The sequence below is a fragment of the Streptomyces sp. NPDC097595 genome (genome assembly GCF_044761525.1).
GTDB lineage: Bacteria > Actinomycetota > Actinomycetes > Streptomycetales > Streptomycetaceae > Streptomyces > Streptomyces drozdowiczii_A.
Genome location: NZ_JBIWCN010000001.1, coordinates 491,299 through 509,137 on the forward strand (window position 1 = coordinate 491,299; position 17,839 = coordinate 509,137).

Annotated in this window: 17 protein-coding genes; 9 read left to right on the forward strand and 8 right to left on the reverse strand. The window is 70.8% G+C overall.

The genetic code is table 11. The features are described from left to right. Positions 1–21: 21 nt before the first annotated feature. Both ACIQZN_RS02135 and ACIQZN_RS02140 read left to right on the forward strand, forming a co-directional pair. A complete protein-coding gene (locus tag ACIQZN_RS02135) occupies positions 22–525 on the forward strand; it encodes a DUF6924 domain-containing protein (protein WP_403987060.1) in 504 nt (167 codons plus the stop codon). A gap of 52 nt (positions 526–577) precedes the next feature. Next, positions 578–1,422 (forward strand): IS5 family transposase gene (locus tag ACIQZN_RS02140; protein ID WP_403987063.1). Its coding sequence is split into 2 segments (ribosomal slippage): positions 578–911 and positions 911–1,422, totalling 846 coding nucleotides; the frame shifts between segments, so codons are not numbered across the junction. Between the two features lie 15 nt (positions 1,423–1,437). Here the strand turns inward: ACIQZN_RS02140 and ACIQZN_RS02145 are convergent. From ACIQZN_RS02145 to ACIQZN_RS02155, 3 genes are all read right to left on the reverse strand, one after another. Then, positions 1,438–1,944, reverse strand: coding sequence for a hypothetical protein (locus ACIQZN_RS02145; RefSeq protein ID WP_403987066.1), 507 nt, complete (start codon positions 1,942–1,944; stop codon positions 1,438–1,440). Positions 1,945–2,078: 134 nt separating this feature from the next. Next, positions 2,079–2,633 (reverse strand): sigma-70 family RNA polymerase sigma factor, encoded by a 555-nt coding sequence (locus tag ACIQZN_RS02150; protein WP_403987069.1) that lies wholly within the window; start codon positions 2,631–2,633, stop codon positions 2,079–2,081. A 163-nt stretch (positions 2,634–2,796) separates the two neighbouring features. Next, the gene (locus tag ACIQZN_RS02155) at positions 2,797–3,258 is read right to left on the reverse strand and encodes a universal stress protein (protein WP_026171102.1); all 462 of its coding nucleotides are present in this window, start codon (positions 3,256–3,258) and stop codon (positions 2,797–2,799) included. Positions 3,259–3,422: 164 nt separating this feature from the next. On the opposite strand from ACIQZN_RS02155, the gene ACIQZN_RS02160 reads away from it, so the two are divergent. Next, positions 3,423–4,265, forward strand: a complete 843-nt coding sequence (locus tag ACIQZN_RS02160) for a polysaccharide deacetylase family protein (RefSeq protein ID WP_403987072.1) — start codon at positions 3,423–3,425, stop codon at positions 4,263–4,265. A 10-nt stretch (positions 4,266–4,275) separates the two neighbouring features. Here ACIQZN_RS02160 and ACIQZN_RS02165 read toward each other — a convergent pair whose 3' ends face one another. Then, positions 4,276–4,935: a class F sortase gene (locus ACIQZN_RS02165; protein ID WP_403987075.1), complete on the reverse strand. Its 660-nt coding sequence runs from the start codon at positions 4,933–4,935 to the stop codon at positions 4,276–4,278. Between the two features lie 313 nt (positions 4,936–5,248). Here ACIQZN_RS02165 and ACIQZN_RS02170 point away from each other — a divergent pair, with 313 nt between their 5' ends. After that, positions 5,249–5,899 (forward strand): hypothetical protein, encoded by a 651-nt coding sequence (locus ACIQZN_RS02170; RefSeq protein ID WP_403987078.1) that lies wholly within the window; start codon positions 5,249–5,251, stop codon positions 5,897–5,899. A 94-nt stretch (positions 5,900–5,993) separates the two neighbouring features. Here the strand turns inward: ACIQZN_RS02170 and ACIQZN_RS02175 are convergent, their stop codons facing one another. Then, positions 5,994–6,548 (reverse strand): hypothetical protein, encoded by a 555-nt coding sequence (locus tag ACIQZN_RS02175; protein WP_403987081.1) that lies wholly within the window; start codon positions 6,546–6,548, stop codon positions 5,994–5,996. Between the two features lie 164 nt (positions 6,549–6,712). After that, positions 6,713–7,480, reverse strand: coding sequence for a hypothetical protein (locus ACIQZN_RS02180; protein ID WP_403987084.1), 768 nt, complete (start codon positions 7,478–7,480; stop codon positions 6,713–6,715). Between the two features lie 1,119 nt (positions 7,481–8,599). Here ACIQZN_RS02180 and ACIQZN_RS02185 point away from each other — a divergent pair. Together ACIQZN_RS02185 and ACIQZN_RS02190 are read left to right on the forward strand one after the other, a co-directional pair. After that, positions 8,600–9,418: an SAM-dependent methyltransferase gene (locus ACIQZN_RS02185; protein ID WP_403987087.1), complete on the forward strand. Its 819-nt coding sequence runs from the start codon at positions 8,600–8,602 to the stop codon at positions 9,416–9,418. Further along, positions 9,415–11,589, forward strand: a complete 2,175-nt coding sequence (locus ACIQZN_RS02190; RefSeq protein WP_403987090.1) for a putative bifunctional diguanylate cyclase/phosphodiesterase — start codon at positions 9,415–9,417, stop codon at positions 11,587–11,589. The genes ACIQZN_RS02185 and ACIQZN_RS02190 overlap by 4 nt, the downstream gene beginning before the upstream one ends. Positions 11,590–11,611: 22 nt before the next feature. Here ACIQZN_RS02190 and ACIQZN_RS02195 read toward each other — a convergent pair whose 3' ends face one another. Next, a complete protein-coding gene (locus ACIQZN_RS02195) occupies positions 11,612–12,514 on the reverse strand; it encodes a LysR family transcriptional regulator (protein WP_403987093.1) in 903 nt (300 codons plus the stop codon). A 94-nt stretch (positions 12,515–12,608) separates the two neighbouring features. On the opposite strand from ACIQZN_RS02195, the gene ACIQZN_RS02200 reads away from it, so the two are divergent. From ACIQZN_RS02200 to ACIQZN_RS02210, 3 genes are read left to right on the forward strand one after another with little or no spacing between them, the layout of a single operon-like run. Beyond that, positions 12,609–13,316: a succinate dehydrogenase gene (locus ACIQZN_RS02200; protein WP_403987096.1), complete on the forward strand. Its 708-nt coding sequence runs from the start codon at positions 12,609–12,611 to the stop codon at positions 13,314–13,316. A 1-nt stretch (position 13,317) separates the two neighbouring features. Next, positions 13,318–15,267, forward strand: a complete 1,950-nt coding sequence (locus ACIQZN_RS02205) for a fumarate reductase/succinate dehydrogenase flavoprotein subunit (RefSeq protein ID WP_403987099.1) — start codon at positions 13,318–13,320, stop codon at positions 15,265–15,267. Further along, the gene (locus ACIQZN_RS02210) at positions 15,264–16,010 is read left to right on the forward strand and encodes a succinate dehydrogenase/fumarate reductase iron-sulfur subunit (protein ID WP_361021012.1); all 747 of its coding nucleotides are present in this window, start codon (positions 15,264–15,266) and stop codon (positions 16,008–16,010) included. The genes ACIQZN_RS02205 and ACIQZN_RS02210 overlap by 4 nt, the downstream gene beginning before the upstream one ends. Before the next feature lie 55 nt (positions 16,011–16,065). Here ACIQZN_RS02210 and ACIQZN_RS02215 read toward each other — a convergent pair whose 3' ends face one another. Then, positions 16,066–17,835, reverse strand: coding sequence for a glycosyl hydrolase family 18 protein (locus ACIQZN_RS02215; protein ID WP_403987103.1), 1,770 nt, complete (start codon positions 17,833–17,835; stop codon positions 16,066–16,068). Positions 17,836–17,839 lie beyond the last annotated feature (4 nt).

Below are 17,839 nucleotides of genomic sequence, written 5' to 3' on the forward strand. Positions count from 1 at the left end.
CGGGGTGGGATAGTCCTGGGCATGACGTTGCCGGAGAACCTTGAGCGAGTGCTGCCTGAGATCGGACGCGACTTGTTCGACGTTCTCGTCATCAGGACCGACTTCAGCGATGACGAGGCGTGGAACGCGGTGGTGGGGGAGTTGCACCGGCCGTGGGGACCAGGCGGTGAGTTTGCCGCAGCAGTGCAGCTGGTCGATGCGCCTGCTTGGTCAGGAGCAACGGCCGACGAGGTTCTTGCCGCCGTGGTGGATGAGGAGCTGAGTGTCGTTTTCCTCGCTGACCGCGACACGATGCAGTCGCCGGTGCGGGCGTTGCTGGCTCTGTCGACCGTCTGGGAGGACGTGAGTGGCCTTGACCCCGTCTACTACCAGGAACTCATCGAGTCGCCCGAGCCTCGGCAGTTTCGAGTCGTACCCGCCGCGGTACACGGCGTCCAAGTGGGCCTGGCGCTCGGCAACGAGGACTTCGCAGAACACGCTGCGGCTGCTTCCGCAGAGCCTGATCAGGTACTGCGGCCCGGCTGACCGTTACGGCGGGCGGCCGTTGCTTCTGCGGAGGCAAGTCGTTCGTTGGGGCATGTCGTTGAGTGACGCGCAGTGGGCCCGGATCGAGCCGTTGCTGCCGGATCGGACGCCGAGGCGGGGCGGGCGGTGGCGGGACCACCGGCAGGTGATCGACGCGATCGCGTTCAAGTACCGCACCGGGATTCCCTGGATGGACCTGCCTGAGCACTTCGGTTCGTGGAAGGGCGTCCACAACAGGCTGCGGAAATGGGCATCTGACGGCACCTGGAAAAGGGTCTTCACGAACCTCCTCTCCCAGGCTGATGCCGAGGGCGATCTGGACTGGGTCGTCGCGGTGGACTCCACGGTCGTTCGTGCTCACCAGCACGCGGCCGGGGCGCGTAAAAAGGGGCCTCGGTCGAGGAACCCGACCATCATGCACTGGGGCGGTCTCTTGGTGGGCTGACAACGAAGATCCACCTGGCGGCCGACAGCCGATGTCGCCCGCTGGCCTTCGTAATTACCCCCGGCCAGGCTGGTGACGCCCCTGCATTCCCGGACGTGATGATGGGGATCCGGGTCCCTCGGCCGGTCGGCAGACCCCGAACAACGCCCACCGCGGTCCTCGCGGACAAAGCGTATTCGTCTCGCGCGATCCGCACCTACCTGCGACATCGCGGGATCCGGGCGGTGATCCCTCAGCCCGTCGACCAAGCAGCGAATCGCAAGCGGCTTGGCAGCCGTGATGGGCGCCCTCCGACGTTCGCACGCGAAGCGTACAAACAGCGGAACACGGTCGAGCGGTGCATCAACAAGATCAAACAATGGCGGGGCCTGGCCACCCGCTATGACAAGACCGCCACCATCTACCTCGCGGCTCTCCACCTGGCAGGAATCTTCGTCTGGTCAGCGAGGTGATCCGGAGGAAACGGCCTAGTACAGGTGCACGGCGAGGTGCCCCAGCGGCAGGCCCAGCTGCCAGGCAGGCGTCCACACCTGCGCCTCCTCCTCGGGCCCCTCCTCGGCGCCCTCGTCCGGCTCCCACGGCGGCAGTTGCCCGATCGCCTCCAGGTCGGCGGCCAGCAGCTCGGTCTCCTCCAGCCACCGCCAGGCCGACCGGGCCAGCGCCAGATCCGCTTCGGTGCCGCCCGCCACCGGGGCGGCCAGCCGGGTGCGCACCCAGTGACGCCACGGAGTCCCGGACGCGGTGAGCAGCCGCAGCTCGTCCACCCGGGCGGCCGGCAGCGCCCCGGACACCGCACCGTCCAGCAGGAAGATGGTCAGCGCCAGCGCGTCCCGCCCCGCCCGGAACTCCAGCGTCGCCGGCTCCATCAGGTCGCCGGTGCGCAGCAGTTCGTCGGCCAGGTACTCCGCGTACATCCAGGCCATCGGGACCGGCAGCTCGCCCGCGCCGGACCCCTCATGACGTTCCGGAGGCATCCCGTATCGCCCCATTCCCTCGGTCTCGGGCCCGTACGGCCGACGGGCCGCCCGGCCGGATCGCCCACGCAGCATTGAACCGGGGGAGCGCGCCCCGCGTGGCCGGAAATGCAGGATCCGCCGCACCGGGTACGTCACAGGCACGAGCTGACGACCGTCCGCCCCTGTGACGGGCGGCGCGTGTAGCCGGGCAGATTACGGGAAAGCAGCCGCAGCGCGTAGTGCGAACGCGACTTGACCGTGCCCGCCGGTATCCCCAGCACCTCGGCCGTCTCGCCCACGCTCAGCCCCCGGAAGTAGATCTGCACCAGCACCGACCGGTGCTCCGGGCTCAGGGCGCGCACCGCCTCGCGCACATCGAGCGCGGCGACCGCGGACTCCGCGGTGTCGGCCCCCGCCGGTGCGCACTCCAGGCCGACGTCGCTGACCTCGGCCGGGCGGGCCAGCCGGGAGCGCCGGGCGTCGATCGCCAGCCGGCGGGCCACGGTGAACAGCCAGGGACGCATCGACTCGTACGGGCCGTCGAACGCCTCCGGGTGCTGCCAGGCCCGCACCAGCGTCTCCTGGAGCAGGTCCTCGGCCCGCTGCCGGTCGCCGAAGGTCAGACCGAGCAGGAAGTGGAACAGGGCGGGGCCGTGTTCACGCTGGAGCTCCGCGAGCGCCCGCTCATCGGTCTTCGTCGTGGTCATGGTGAACGCCCTTCCCGCCAAGGTCCCGCCTCGCTGCCGACCTGGCGTATACGAGCGCATTCAGGCCACGAGGAACAGGACAAACGCCGCCCCGTGCGACGAGCGGTCGCTCAGAGCGGCGAATGGTGCGGTGAACGGTCGGGCGACACCCCGGACGGGGGCGCTACGGCACCACGGTGACCGGCCAGCGGCCGGCCTTCACCAGGCGGACGGCCACCGAGCCGATGAAGCGGTGCCCCGCCGACTCCGACGCGCCCACCACCACGGCGTCCGCCTTGAGTTCGTCGGCGGCGGTCACCAGACCGTTGTACGGGTCGCCCCGGAAGGTGTGGAACTCCCAGCGGACGTCCCATATGTCCTTCATTCGGGCCGTCGACTGCCGGATCTCCTCCACCAGGCCCTCGGCCACCTCGGCGGTCGCGTCGCCGACCGGAGCCCCGAGCGCCGCGCCCGCCGCCAGCACCGGCTGGACGTACACCAGCGCCAGCATGGCCCGCTGCCGGCGCGCGAGTCCGGCCGCGTAGGCCGCCGCGCGCATGGACGACTCGGAACCGTCGAGGCCCGCGACGATCACCTTGGGTCCGTCTGTGCCACGTTCGAACTGGTGGGAGTGCTGATCTGTCACGGCAGTGAGGCTATCGGCTCGCCCCACGGCTTCCGGCCCGGCCTCCCGGGGGGCCGCGTCCCGCTCACCGGGGGTGCCGGGCTTTCCCCGCCATCCGGGTGCAAAAACCCCGGCGGCCGGTGTCGCTGAGGCGGACGGCGGGACGGCCGTGCGAGCAGTGGGGGATGAAGAGTGAGCACAGGCTGCCCCCGCGGAGAACGGTCCTACGGCTGGCCGCAGGGCTGGGAGCCGCCACCGCCGTGGGGCTCGTCGCCGCCGACCCCGTGACGTCCCCGGCCCGTCGGGCGCCCCTCGCCGGGGGTGCGGCGGGACCTCCGGCCGCCGCCTTCCGCAGCCGGCCGCTCGCCTACCGGCTGCGGCCCATGACGGGACAGGCGCCGCCCCGCTACCGACCCGCGACCCCGCCGGTCCGCACCCGGCCGTTCGAGCAGCTGCCCGACATCGGGCAGGCCATGGTGCTGTCCTTCGACGACGGCCCCGACCCGCTCTACACCCCGCCCATCCTGGACACGCTGCGCGAGCACGACGTACGGGCGATGTTCTTCCTCTGCGGGGAGATGGCGAACGACAACCGCGACCTCGTCCGCCGGATCTCCGACGAGGGGCACACCGTGGGCAACCACTCGTGGACGCACCCCCTGGTCACCAAGCTCTCCCGGGCCGGGATCACCGACGAGCTGGGCCGTACCAGCGAGGTCATCGAGAGGATCACCGGCGCCGGGCCGCTCTGGTACCGGGCGCCCTACGGTGCCTGGAACCGCAGCTCCTTCGAGATCGGCGCCGCCATGGGCATGGAACCGATGGCCTGGACTGTGGACACCCTCGACTGGACCGTGCCCGGCACCGAGACCATCGTCCGCCGGGTCAGGCAGGGCGCGGGCCCCGGGGTCGTGGTGCTCTCGCACGACGCGGGCGGCAACCGCGCGCAGAGCGTGGCCGCGCTGCGCCGGTATCTGCCGGAGCTGCTGGACGACGGATACCGGCTCACGGTGCCGCGGCGCCTCTGACGGGGGAGGGTCAGCGGGTCTCCACCAGGCGGGCGAAGACCACGACGTTGCCGTCGTAGCCGTTGGCCTTGGTGTAGCCGCCGCCGCAGGTGATGACCCGCAGCTCCGGCTGCCCGGTGTCCCCGTACACCCGGGCGCCGGGGAAGTCGTTCTTGGCGAAGACCTCGACCCCGTACACCTCGAAGACCGCCACCCGGTCGTCGCTGCGGTCGATCTCGATGTGGTCCCCCTTCTTCAGCGAGCCGAGCCCGTAGAAGACGGCGGGCCCCGCCTTGTTGTCGACGTGGCCGACGATGACGGAGGTGCCGGTCTGTCCGGGGGCGATGCCGTTCTGGTACCAGCCGGCCAGGTTGGGGTCCTCCGGCGGCGGGGTCTCGATCCAGCCGTCCGGGTCGAGATTCACATCGATGACCGGTGCGTCGACCTGGATGTCGGGGATCGCCACGCGGGCGACGGGGGCGTACGGGAGCGGCTTGACGGCCGGGCCCGCGGCGGGGGCGGCGGGGGCGTTGTTCTGGTGGCCCACCGATGCGGCGGCGACCGGCTGCGGGGGGCCGGGGGAGAGGTCGGCCCCGTTGCGCATGAGTGCCAGACCGGAGAGCGCCGCCAGGGCGAGCGCGCCCCACGGCGAGTGTCGGATCCGTTCCGGTCGCCAGTTGTCCCGGCCCATGGTTCTCCCTTCGTCGCGACGAGCAGAACGCTAGGCGCGGTGCCACCGGGCGGCGATCAGAGAAGGGCGAACGGGTGGCGGCGCACCACCCGGATGCTTATCGGAGTAGCGCGCGGATAAAAGTTCTGACAGCCCGTGACCTGGGCATCCGTCAGCTTCCGGTGTCTCCGCACGGCGTGTCGGATCACCGGTCCGGAGCAGCGCCGAAATGCGGGCGATCAAGGTTCTGGTGAGGGTTCGTCATGGGAGGCGTTCTCGTCGATCCATCCCGGTGCACAGAGCCCCGGGGCGCTTCCCGGTGGAGGTTGGAACGATGCGTGCTACACGCGCTCTGGTGGTCGCGGCGGCCGCCGTCGCCGCCCTCGGGGCTGGCGCCCCGATGGCGACCGCCGGCGGAGACGTCGGGAACAACCAGAACAACAACCAGAACAACAATCAGAACAACGGCAACAACCAGAACGACTGGAACGACCCGGGCGGCTGGAACAACGGCAACAACAACGGCAACAACAATGGCAACGGGAACAACAACGGGAACAACAACGGGAACGGCAACGGGCGCAACAACGGCCCGAACAACGTGACCGTCGACCCCGAGCGCGTGCACCAGGGCGCGTCCATGCAGGTCAGCGCCGAGGGCTGCGGCCGGGGCGGCAGCGTCTCGTCCAACGCCTTCCGCACCACCCGCCTCTCGGCCGGCCGGGTCGGCCAGGCCCGGGTCCGCATCTTCAACGACGCGACGCCCGGCACGTACAACCTGACGGTCCGGTGCGACGGCACCGACCGGACGGCGGGCCACCGCTTCACCGTGCTCGACAGCCGGGGCGCCCAGGGCGGGCTCGGCGGCTCGATGGCGGCGACCCCGGCGGAGATGGGCGTCGGCGCCGGTCTCGTCGCCTCGGCGGCCCTCGGCGGAGGCGTGTACATCATGCGCCGCCGGAGGACGGGCCATGGGGCGGCCTGACCGTCAGGACGCCTCTGCCGGACCGATAACGAAGTCGCCCCGAGTCCTGTGACAGGACCCGGGGCGACTCTCGTTGCCCATCCGCTCGTATCGGTCAGTGCGAGCGGCTCTCCCTGCGGCGGCGGACGAAGAACACGACACCGGCCCCGGCGGCCACGGCGAGCGCGGTGCCCGCCACGATCTCACCGGAGTTCACGCTGTCGATGCTGCCGCCCAGACCGCCCTGCACGCCGGCCGGCGAGGCCGTGGCCGCCGCCGTGCTGGTCGAGCTGGTGGTGGGCGTGCCCGTGGCCGCGCTGACGGTGAGATTCACCTTGGCCGTGGAGCTGGGCGAGGTGTTGCAGATGAACGTCACCTCATAGGCGGCGCCCGGCTTGGCGTCCCAGTCGACGGTGGCCTGGGCGCTGCCGTTCACCGGGATGGTGACGGTGTCGAACACCCCCGAGGAGGCCGTGGCCGTCGTGGAGCAACCCCGGGCCGCCAGGGTGACCTTGCCCCCGGGCGCGACCACCGACGGCGTCACGGTGTACCCGTTCCCGCCGCCCGACGGACCGCCCGCGGTCGCCGCGTACGCGGTCGCGGCCGGGCCGGTCAGGGCGAGTGCGGCGGCGCCGAGCAGAGCGACGGGGGCGACACGTATTGCGCGCATGGTGAATCCTCCGGGTCCCCGAGGAGCAGCTGCGGAACGGATTTCCACAAAGCGTCAGAAATGCACCTCGAATGCCGCCCACGCTAGAAGTGGTGCATTTCGCCCGCGATCGGGGTCCGGCGAATGGGGCACCGCTGTCCCCCGGGCGGCGCACCGGCCCTCGGCTAGCCGTCCGCCGCCCCCGGGAAGAGGTCGAGGAAGGGGGCGGTGGTGGCCGAGAAGCCCCGTCCGAAGGGTGAGTCGAAGTCCCAGATCAGGAAGAGCAGGAAGGCGATCAGCACGCTGAAGAGCCCCGCGAGCAGGAGTTCCCGGAAGGTGCGGCGGATCTGGAGCGTGAAGATCAGCCCCACGGTCACCAGGGCGCCGATGACCAGCCCGAACCACACCACCCCGGGCATGGTCGCGCCGGCGCTCTGCCCCCGCGCACTCCGGGCGTCGTCCGCGGCGGCCACCTGGTCGACCAGCGGCTGATACGCCTGTCCCTCGTGGTCCGTCTTCGGCCGGTAGTCCGTGACGTCGTCGCGCACCCGGTCCAGCAGCTCGGCCCCGCGGTCGCCGAGCGTCCCGTGCTTCGTCATGGTCCGCCACTCGTCGTGCACCACATAGCTCACGTACGCGTCGACGTCGGCCCGGATGCGGGTGCGCACCTCCTGCGGATAGACGGCGGAGCGCGCGCTCACCTCGTGGAGGGCCTGGGCCTCCTGGCGTACGTACTCCTGCGCCGCGCCCCGGCCCTCCCATACGCCCGCGATGGCGAGGCCCAGCACGATCGCGTAGATCACTCCGATCATCATCGTCATGTACTCGATGACGTCGGGGGTTTCGGACGGGTCGTCGTCCTCCGGGAGTCTGCGGTTACTGAGGACGGCGATGGTCAGGACGACGGCAGTGGCCGCGACCATGGCGAGCGTGAGTACGAGCCATTCCGACATGGGCGTCTCCGGGATTCATCGGGAACGGGGGCGCAGCACCGCGACGGCGAACACCCCGGGGGCCGTGATCATCAAGGTGAGCGTGACCAGGGAGGTGTGACGCTGCGGCGGCTTCCGCGCCGGTTTGCGGTAGGCGGGGAGTGCGACGTGGACGGAAGGCGAGGGCCGTACCGACGGCGAAGGGCTCGGCTTGGGCTTGGGCTTCGGGGCCGGCGGCGGGGGAGGGGGCGGTGGCGGAGGAGGCGGCGGCGCGGGTGCGGGGGGTGGCGGTGGAGGGGGCGGCGGAGGCGGCGGTGGTGGTGCCGGTTTCGGGGGCGGCGGAGGCGGTGGTGGCGGGGGCGGCTTCGGTTTCGGCGTGGGCGTCGGAGCGGGCTCCGGCACCGGGCCGGCGAAGCAGCTGCCGTCACCGCTGACGGCCACGGCCGTACCGCCGTCGCCCTCCCCGATGGACGCGTACGCGCAGCTGTCGGCGGTCGCGGGGGTGGGGGCGGTCAGCAGCCAGGTGAGCGCGAGCGCCGTGGCCAGCCGCCAGAAGAGTGATCCGTACACGACCGGGAGCATGTTCCGGGCCGTGCGGCGGCACGCCGGACCCCCTGCGGATTCGCCTGATGGAGGGGACCTGGGGTGCGCGGGGTTTGGCGGGGATGAAATGGAACAGGGGCGTGCCGGTCTCCGGTCTCCGGAAATGGCCGATTGTCGACCCTCTCCGCGGGAATGACGCCAAAGGATGTGTCACCGGTCCCGCGCATTCCCGGCCTTGGGCCGGTGACGGGGGGACGCGAGTCGGTCCGCCGGAGCCCGGACGCCCTCGTCCGGCCCCGAGGGCTTCCGGCCCCTGAAGGCCAACGTCCAAGCGCCTCCCGGGACATGGTGCCCGGCCTTCGGCGACTCCGACTTCACTGACGTGCCAAAGTAGTCCGGGAGTGAACTATTTGATCCCTCTCGTTCGGCGAATGTGACGGGCAGCGACGAGGCGGTTGCACATGCCATGGGAGTGTGACCAATAACGGACGGCTAATTTCCGTTTCCGCTCGCTCTCTTGGCGGTCGATCAGTAGCCTCTGGTCCACACTGACCATGGACATGGCCGGATCGCCGTGGCGACTTGTTGGAGACATCGATGGAGCGTCCCGCCTGGGCACCGCAAGGCATAGACATTTCGGTGCCGAGCGTGTCCCGAATGTATGACTTCTATCTGGGCGGCTCGCACAATTTCGAGGTGGACCGGGAAGCGGCCCGGAAGGCCATGGAGTTCATGCCGGGACTTCCCAAGGCGATGCAGGCGAACCGGGCGTTTATGCGGAGGGCCGTGCGCTACGCGCTGGGCGAGGGCGTCACCCAGTTCCTCGACATCGGTTCCGGGATACCCACCTTCGGCAATGTCCACGAGGTCGCCCAGGCGATCGATCCGGCCGCCAAGGTCGCCTACGTCGACCACGACCCGGTCGCCGTCGCGCACAGCCAGGCCGTCCTCGAAGGCAACGCCGGCGCCACGATCTCCTCGGCCGACCTGCGCCGCCCCCAGGAGATCCGGGACAGCCCCGAAGTCGCCAAACTCCTGGACTTCGACCGCCCCGTGGCCTTGCTGCTCGTGGCCGTCCTGCACTTCATCGAGGACGCCGACGACCCGCGCGCCGCCGTCGCGGCACTCCGCGACATGCTGGCGCCCGGCAGCCTCCTGGTCGTCACCCATGCCGCGTACGAGGGAATTCCACTGCCCCGCGAGGAGGCGGGCGGCACGGTCGGCGTGTACCGGAACATCCGCAACCCGCTGGTCATGCGCACCCGCGAGGAGGTCGCCGGCTTCTTCGACGGCTTCGAGCTGGTCGAGCCCGGCCTCGTCGCGATGCCGGAATGGCGCCCCGAGAGCACCGCGGCCCCCGAGAACGAGGACCCGTACGCCTTCTCGGGCATCGCGGGAGTGGGACGCAAGGCGTGAGCATTCCCGCCCAGCCGTCCGGAGCCCCGGACGCGGCGCCCGACGGCCCCGAGGACCGGCTCCGGAGGTTCGCCACCATCTGGAGCCGGGCCATCTTCCCGTCGACGGCCACCTCCCTGACCCGGCCCGAGTTCGAGCAGCACCTGCTGCCGCTGGCCCGCACGCTCAGCGACGCCCTGCACGCCCGCCCGTTCGACCCGGCCACGGCGTCCGGGGTCGGCGGCGCGCTCGTCGTCGCCCACTGCACCGACCCCGACGCGCTCAGCTCCACGCTCGGCGTCGTCGACTCGTACCTGGTGCTCTACTGCGGCAGCAACGGACCGGTGGCCCTCACCACCGAGGACAGCCGGTCCCGCTGCGCCCGCATCCAGCACGCGGTGGCCGCCGGCTTCACCCAGGCCCTGCGTGAACGGACGCTGGCCGAGCAGGAGGCCATCGCCCGCTCGGCGCTCGCCGCCCGCTCGCACGCCGAACAGGCCCTGCACGCCACCGAGGCCCGCTTCCGCGCCGTCTTCAAGGACGCGGCCATCGGCATCGGGATCGCCGACCTCGACGGCAATGTGCTGGAGGTCAACGACACCCTCACCCGGATGTTCGGCGGCCTGGAGAACCACGTCCTGAGCCACCGGGTCAACGAGTGGGTCCACCCCGAGGACTCCCCGCAGGTCTGGAAGTACTACAACGAGCTGGTACGCGGCGAACGCGAGCACTACCGGGTCGAGAAGCCGTACTACCGCAACGACGGCACCGTCCTGTGGACCAACCTGACGGTGTCGCTGCTCCGCGACTCCGAGGGCCGGCCCGAGTACCAGCTGGCGCTGCTGGAGGACACCACCGAGCGTCGTCTGCTCAACCTCCGCCTGCGCTACGAGGCGACCCACGACGCGCTCACCGGCCTGCCCAACCGGACGCTCTTCTTCGAGCGCCTGGAGAAAGCGCTCTCAGCGGGCGACGGCAGCCGTTTCGGTCTCTGCTACCTGGACCTGGACGGCTTCAAGGCGATCAACGACAGCCTCGGCCACGCCGCGGGCGACCGGTTGCTCGTGGAGGTCGCGGACCGCCTCCAGAGCTGTGCGACCGCCTCCGGCGAGATGGTCGCCCGGCTCGGCGGCGACGAGTTCGTGGCGCTCACGACGAGCTTCGACAGCCCCGCCGAGGTGGACGAACTCGCCTGCCGCATCCTCAGTGTCCTCGGCACGCCCATCCGGCTGGACGGGCGCGAGCTGACGGTCCGCGGCTCGATCGGGGTCGTGGAGGGCCCCGCCGGGGAGCGCAGCGCCGCCGAGGTGCTGCGCAGCGCCGACATCACCATGTACCGGGCCAAGTCCGCGGGCGGCAACCGCTTCGAGCTCGCCGACGCGGAGGCGGACGCCCGGGCCATCACCCGGCACGGTCTCACCACGGCACTGCCGGCCGCCCTGGAACGCGGCGAGTTCTTCATCGAGTACCAGCCGCTCGTGCACCTCGGCGACGGTACGGTGCACGGCGCCGAGGCCCTGGTGCGCTGGTGCCACCCGCAGCACGGGGTGCTGGGGCCCGACCGGTTCATCGCGCTGGCCGAGCACACCGGGCTCATCGTGCCGCTCGGCCGCTGGGTCCTGGAGGAATCGGTCCGGCAGGCCAACTTCTGGCAGGAGCGGCACACCGACGGCGGCCCGCTGCGGATCAACGTCAACCTCTCACCGGCCCAGCTGCACCACCCGCAGCTGGTCGCGGAGACCGTCGAGGTCCTGGAGCGCTCCGGGCTCGAAGCGGGCGCGCTCTGCCTGGAGGTCACCGAGTCGGCGCTCATCGGGGCCGACGAGGACGTGCTGAAGCCGCTGCGCCAGCTCGCCGAGATGGGCGTCGACATCGCCCTGGACGACTTCGGCACCGGATACTCCAACCTCGCGAACCTGCGCAGGCTTCCGGTGAGCGTCCTGAAGCTGGACCGGTCCTTCACCCAGGGAATGCAGCACCATCCGGCGGACCCGGTCGACCTGAAGATCGTGGAGGGGATCGTCTCGCTCGCGCACAGCCTCGACCTGGCGGTCACCGTGGAGGGCGTGGAGACGGGCGCCCAGGCCGAGCAGCTGAGGCAGCTGGGCTGCGACACGGCCCAGGGCTGGTACTACGCCCGCCCCGGCGCCCCGGACCGCATCCACTCGCTGCTGCTGGCCGACGCGGTGTGAGCCGGGCGGACGCCGCGCCCCCTCACGGGGTCCCGGTGTCCGCCCGCCCCGCCAGCAGGACCCGCTGGAGCTCGCGGGCCGCGCGCGGCGGGGCCACGTCGCTGCGGTGCGCCAGCGCGATGGTGCGGCGCAGCCCGGGCCGGGCCAGCGGGGTCGCCCGCAGGTCGGCCCCGGACCGGGCCGCGACCATGTTCGGGACGACCGCGATGCCCAGGCCCGCGCGGACGAAGCCGAGCACCGCGTCCATCTCGCCGCCCTCCACCGTGAACGACGGCTCGAAGCCCTCCGCCCGGCAGGCGGCCACCGTCAGCTCCCGCAGGTCGTAGCCGTGCCGGAACATCACCATCGGCTGGCCCTCCAGGTCCGCGATCCGGACCCGCCCGCCCCGGCCCGGCCGGGGACGCTGCGCCGACGAGACGACCACCAGGTCCTCCTGAAGCAGCTCGACCGTGGTCAGCGCCGGTGACGCGGCCGGCAACGGCAGCACCACCAGGGCCAGGTCGAGCGCCCCGCGCGCCAGCTCCCGTACGAGATCGTGCGAACCGCCCTCCTCCAGCAGCAGCTGGATGCCTGGATGCAGGTCGTGGAAGGCGCGCAGCACCTCCGGCAGCAGGCCCGTGCACACGCTGGGCGTCGCCCCCAGCCTCACCCGGCCCCGGCGCAGCTGCGCCAGCTCCTGCACCTCGTGGCGCGCCGTGTCGGCGTCGGCCAGGATGCGCCGGGCCAGCGGGAGCAGCGCCTCGCCCGCGTCCGTCAGGGTGATGTTCCCGCGCGCCCGGCTGAACAGCTCGGCGCCCAGTTCGTTCTCCAGGGCCCGGATCTGCTGGGAGAGCGAGGGCTGCGAGACGTGCACCTCCTCGGCGGCGCGGGTGAAGTGCCGGGCCTCCGCGACGGCCACGAAATACATGAGCTGCTGGAACTGCATCACCCCACGCTACCCCGCTCGATAGGCGATGGCTATGGAGATCAGCTGCTCGATGTGTTGGACTGATTCCCTTTCCGGGCCTAGCGTCGCGTTCATGGCATTGGCAACCCGGACGGACCGACGGCCGTCCATGACGCGTACGCTCTGGGACTCGACCGTCGGCAAGAAGGCGATCATGGCCGTGAGCGGTCTGGTCATGCTCCTCTACCTCGTCGCCCACATGATCGGAAACCTGAAGATCTTCTTCGGGACCGACGAGTTCAACGGCTACGCGCACTGGCTGCGGGTGATGGGCGAGCCGGTCCTGCACTATGAGTGGGCGCTGTGGATCGTGCGCGTGGTGCTCGTCGCCGCCGTGGTGCTGCACGCGGTCTCCGCGTACCAGCTCAGCAGGCGCGACCTGCGGGCGAGGCCCGTCACGTACGTGCACAAGCGGCCGCGCGCGAGCTACGCCACCCGCACCATGCGCTACGGCGGGGTCGTCCTCGGGCTGTTCATCGTCTGGCACATCCTGGACCTGACGACCGGCACCGTTCACTCCGGCGGCTTCCAGTCCGGCCACCCGTACCAGAACGTCATCGACACCTTCTCCACCTGGTACGGCAATGTCATCTACATCGTCGCGATGCTCGCCCTTGGACTGCACATCCAGCACGGTTTCTGGAGCGCCGCGCAGACCCTCGGCGCCGGCCGCGCGAGCCGCGACCGCGTCCTGAAGACCCTCGCCAACGTCCTTGCGCTGGTGCTGACGGTGGGCTTCATCTCCGTACCCGTCGCCGTCATGACCGGAGTCGTGAGCTGACATGAACGACTACACGCACTACACGACCGGCGAACCCGTCGCCGACACCAAGGCCCCCACCGGCCCCGTCGCCGAGCGCTGGGACACCCGCCGCTTCGAGGCCAAGCTGGTCAACCCCGCCAACCGGCGCAAGCACACCGTCATCGTCGTCGGCACCGGCCTGGCCGGCGGCTCGGCCGGCGCGACCCTGGCCGAACAGGGCTACCACGTCGTCCAGTTCTGCTTCCAGGACTCGCCCCGCCGCGCCCACTCGGTCGCCGCGCAGGGCGGCATCAACGCCGCGAAGAACTACCGCAACGACGGCGACTCGGTGCACCGCCTCTTCTACGACACCGTCAAGGGCGGCGACTTCCGCGCCCGCGAGTCCAACGTGCACCGGCTCGCCCAGATCTCCGTCGAGATCATCGACCAGTGCGTCGCGCAGGGCGTCCCCTTCGCCCGTGAGTACGGCGGGCTCCTCGACAACCGCTCCTTCGGCGGTGTCCAGGTCTCCCGCACCTTCTACGCCCGCGGCCAGACCGGACAGCAACTGCTCCTCGGCGCCTACCAGGCGCTGTCCCGGCAGATCGCCGCGGGCAACGTCGAGATGCACCCCCGTACCGAAATGCTCGACCTGATCGTCGTGGACGGGCGGGCGCGCGGCATCGTCGCCCGGGACCTGATCACCGGGCGGATCGACACCTACTTCGCCGACGCGGTGGTCCTCGCCAGCGGCGGTTACGGGAACGTCTTCTACCTGTCGACCAACGCGATGAACTCCAACGCCACCGCCATCTGGCGGGCCCACCGGCGCGGCGCCTACTTCGCGAACCCCTGCTTCACCCAGATCCACCCCACGTGCATCCCGCGCACCGGCGACCACCAGTCCAAGCTGACGCTGATGAGCGAGTCGCTGCGCAACGACGGCCGCATCTGGGTGCCCAAGGCCAAGGGCGACACCCGGCCGGCGAACGAGATCCCCGAGGACGAGCGCGACTACTACCTGGAGCGCCAGTACCCCTCCTTCGGCAACCTGGTGCCCCGCGACATCGCCTCGCGCGCCGCGAAGAACGTCTGCGACGAGGGGCGCGGTGTCGGACCCGGCGGCCAGGGCGTCTACCTGGACTTCGCCGAGGCCATCGGGCGGATGGGCCGGGCCAAGGTCGAGGAGAAGTACGGCAACCTCTTCGACATGTACGCCCGGATCACCGCCGAGGACCCGTACGCGACCCCGATGCGGATCTACCCGGCCGTGCACTACACGATGGGCGGGCTCTGGGTCGACTACGACCTCCAGACCACGATCCCGGGCCTCTTCGCGATCGGCGAGGCCAACTTCTCCGACCACGGCGCCAACCGCCTCGGCGCCTCCGCGCTGATGCAGGGACTCGCCGACGGCTACTTCGTCCTGCCGTCCACCATCAACGACTACCTCGCCCGCAACCCGCACCACGACGAGGTCGACGCCTCGCACCCCGAGGTCGCGGAGGCCGTCGCCGAGACCGAGGACCGGCTCCATCTGCTGCTTGCCGTCGACGGCGACCGCACCCCCGACTCCTTCCACCGCGAGATCGGCGAACTCATGTGGGAGTACTGCGGGATGGCCCGCAACGAGGAGGGGCTGCGCACCGCGCTCGCCCGGATCCCCCTGATCCGCGAGGAGTTCTGGCGCCGCATCAAGGTCCCCGGCACCGGCGAGGAGTTCAACCAGTCGCTGGAGAAGGCCAATCGCGTCGTGGACTACCTGGAGCTCGCCGAGCTCATGTGCCTCGACGCCCTGCACCGCGCCGAGTCCTGCGGCGGCCACTTCCGCGAGGAGTCCCAGACCCCGGACGGCGAGGCCGCCCGGCGCGACGAGGAGTTCTCCTACGGCGCCGCCTGGGAGTTCACCGATACCGGTGAGGCCCCCGTCCTGCACAAGGAAGACCTCGTCTTCGAGTACGTACACCCCACTCAGCGGAGCTACGCATGAAGCTCACCCTGCGCGTCTGGCGCCAGAAGAACGCCGACGCCCCCGGCGCCATGTCCACGTACGAGGTGGACGGCATCTCGCAGGACATGTCGTTCCTGGAAATGCTCGACACCCTCAACGAGGAGCTGATCCTCGCGGGTGACGACCCCGTCGCCTTCGACCACGACTGTCGCGAGGGCATCTGCGGCGCGTGCAGCCTCGTCATCAACGGCGACGCGCACGGCCCGGAGCGAACGACCACCTGCCAGCTCCACATGCGGTCCTTCGACGACGGCGACACCATTGACATCGAGCCCTGGCGCGCCTCGGCCTTCCCGGTGGTCAAGGACCTGGTCGTGGACCGCTCGGCCTTCGACCGGATCATCCAGGCCGGCGGCTACATCTCCGCCCCCACCGGTACGGCCCCCGACGCGCATGCCACGCCGGTACCGAAGCCGGACGCCGACTTCGCCTTCGAGCACGCCGAGTGCATCGGCTGCGGCGCCTGCGTCGCGGCCTGCCCCAACGGTTCGGCGATGCTCTTCACCTCGGCGAAGGTCAACCACCTCAACGTGCTCCCGCAGGGCGCCCCCGAGCGGGAGACCCGGGTGCTCGACATGGTGGAGCAGATGGACAGCGAGGGCTTCGGCGGCTGCACGCTCACCGGTGAGTGCGCCACCGCCTGCCCCAAGGGCATCCCGCTGCCGTCGATCTCGGCCATGAACAAGGAGTGGCTGCGGGCGACCCGTAAGGCCCGTCGCTGAGCCGCCACACGGCCGAGGGCCCCGGAGGCCGCCCGCCTCCGGGGCCCTCAGTGCGTCAGGACTTCGTTACGGAGAGGTCGTCCCCGTACACCGTGCCCTGGCCGTACCAGCCGTGCAGGTAGACCGTGACCGCGCCGCTGGAACCGGTCGTGAAGGTCACCGACTGCTTGGTGTAGCCGCTGAACAGGCCCCAGGTGCTCGCCGTCGCGCCGCCCCGGACACCGAGGTAGGCGTAGTTCCCCTGGACGTAACCCTGCAACGTGTACTTGGTGTTGGGGGAGAGGGTGAGCGTCTGGGCGCACTCGCCGGTCTGCGACGAGGTGGCCGCGACGGACAGCGCGTGCGTGCCGCCGTGCACCGGCGAGGAGACGACCGCGCCACCCGACTCGCAGGTCCACGGGCCCAGCGCACCGGTCTCGAAGTCACCGTTGACCAGGGACCCCGTGCCGCCGCCGGCACCGGGCACCGTCAGGGTGAACGAGGCCGAGTGGCTGAGGGTGCCGGAGGTGCCGGTCACGGTGACGGTGTACGTGCCGGGGGCGGCCGACGCCGAGGCGTTGAGCGTCAGCGTGGCGGAGCCGCCCGCCGTCACCGAGGTCGGGCTGAGCGCGGCGGTGACCCCGGCCGGGGCGCCGGTGGCCGTCAGCGCGACCGTCTTGGCGGCGCCCGAGGTCACCGCGGTCTTCACGGTGGCGGTCGTCGACTTGCCCGGCTCGGCGGTCGCCGACGAGGGGGTCACGGCCACCGAATAGTCGTCGGTCACCGGGCCGCTGCCGCCGCCGGTGAACGGGGCGAAGGTGTGCGTGAAGTACCAGGTGTCCTGCGCGATGCCGGAGCAGGTGTCGCTGCCGCCGGTGCCGGGGCAGCCGCCGTTGTCGCGCTGGAGCGCCCAGAACGACAGGGTGCCGACGCCCTTGGAGACGGCCCAGTCGTACACCACGGGCGCGTTGGCCGTGGTGAACGTCTCGGCGGGTCCGTAGTCGTCGATGCCGGGCATCTCGATGATGCCGGTCATGCCCCAGAGCTGGGCCTCGGTCTTCGACGGGTAGAGCTTGGCCAGTTGGCCCTTCAGACCGGTGATCGAGGTCTGGGTGTCCTTGGCCATGTCGTGCGCGGCGCCGTCGTAGTAGTCGAACGTCATGAGGTTGACGACATCGACCTGGGTGCCGTTGGACACCGCGTTCTTGAGCACCGCGAGACCGCTGCTCGCCAGACCACTGGTCGTGGTGGGCAGGGTGTACGAGATCTGGAGCGGGCGCCCACTGGCGGCGGCCCAGTCCTGGACCTTCTTGAGCGCCTTGTTGCGGCGGTCGATGCCGGCGCTGTTCGTCAGCGAGTTGTCCTCGATGTCCATGTCGAGTCGGGTCACGTCGTAGGTCGTGATGACCTTCTCGTACGCGGCGGCGATCGAGTCGACATTCGTGCAACTGTCGGCGATCTCGGTGCCGGTGTTGTCCGCGGTGAAGCCGCCGAACGACGGGATGACGTCACCGCCGCGCGACCGCATCGTGGTGAAGTCGGCGCCGAACTCGGACTGGGCGATCGGCATGCCCGAATCGCCGTTCCAGTACGGAGTGCAGGAGCCGCGCGCCTCCGTCTGGATGAAGGCCATGGTCAGGTACTTGGCACCGGACGCCTGGGCGAGCGCGGCCGGGCTGTCGCCGTTCCACGCCTCGAAGTACGGGGCGAAGACATGGGCGGGCATGGGGGTGGCGGCGGTGGTGGCGGCCTGTGCTCCGGCGCCTGATCCGAGGACCAGACCTGCGGACGCGACGGCGGTGGCCAAGGCGCTCAGGACGGCGCCGACTGTTCTTGGACGTCTCATGGGG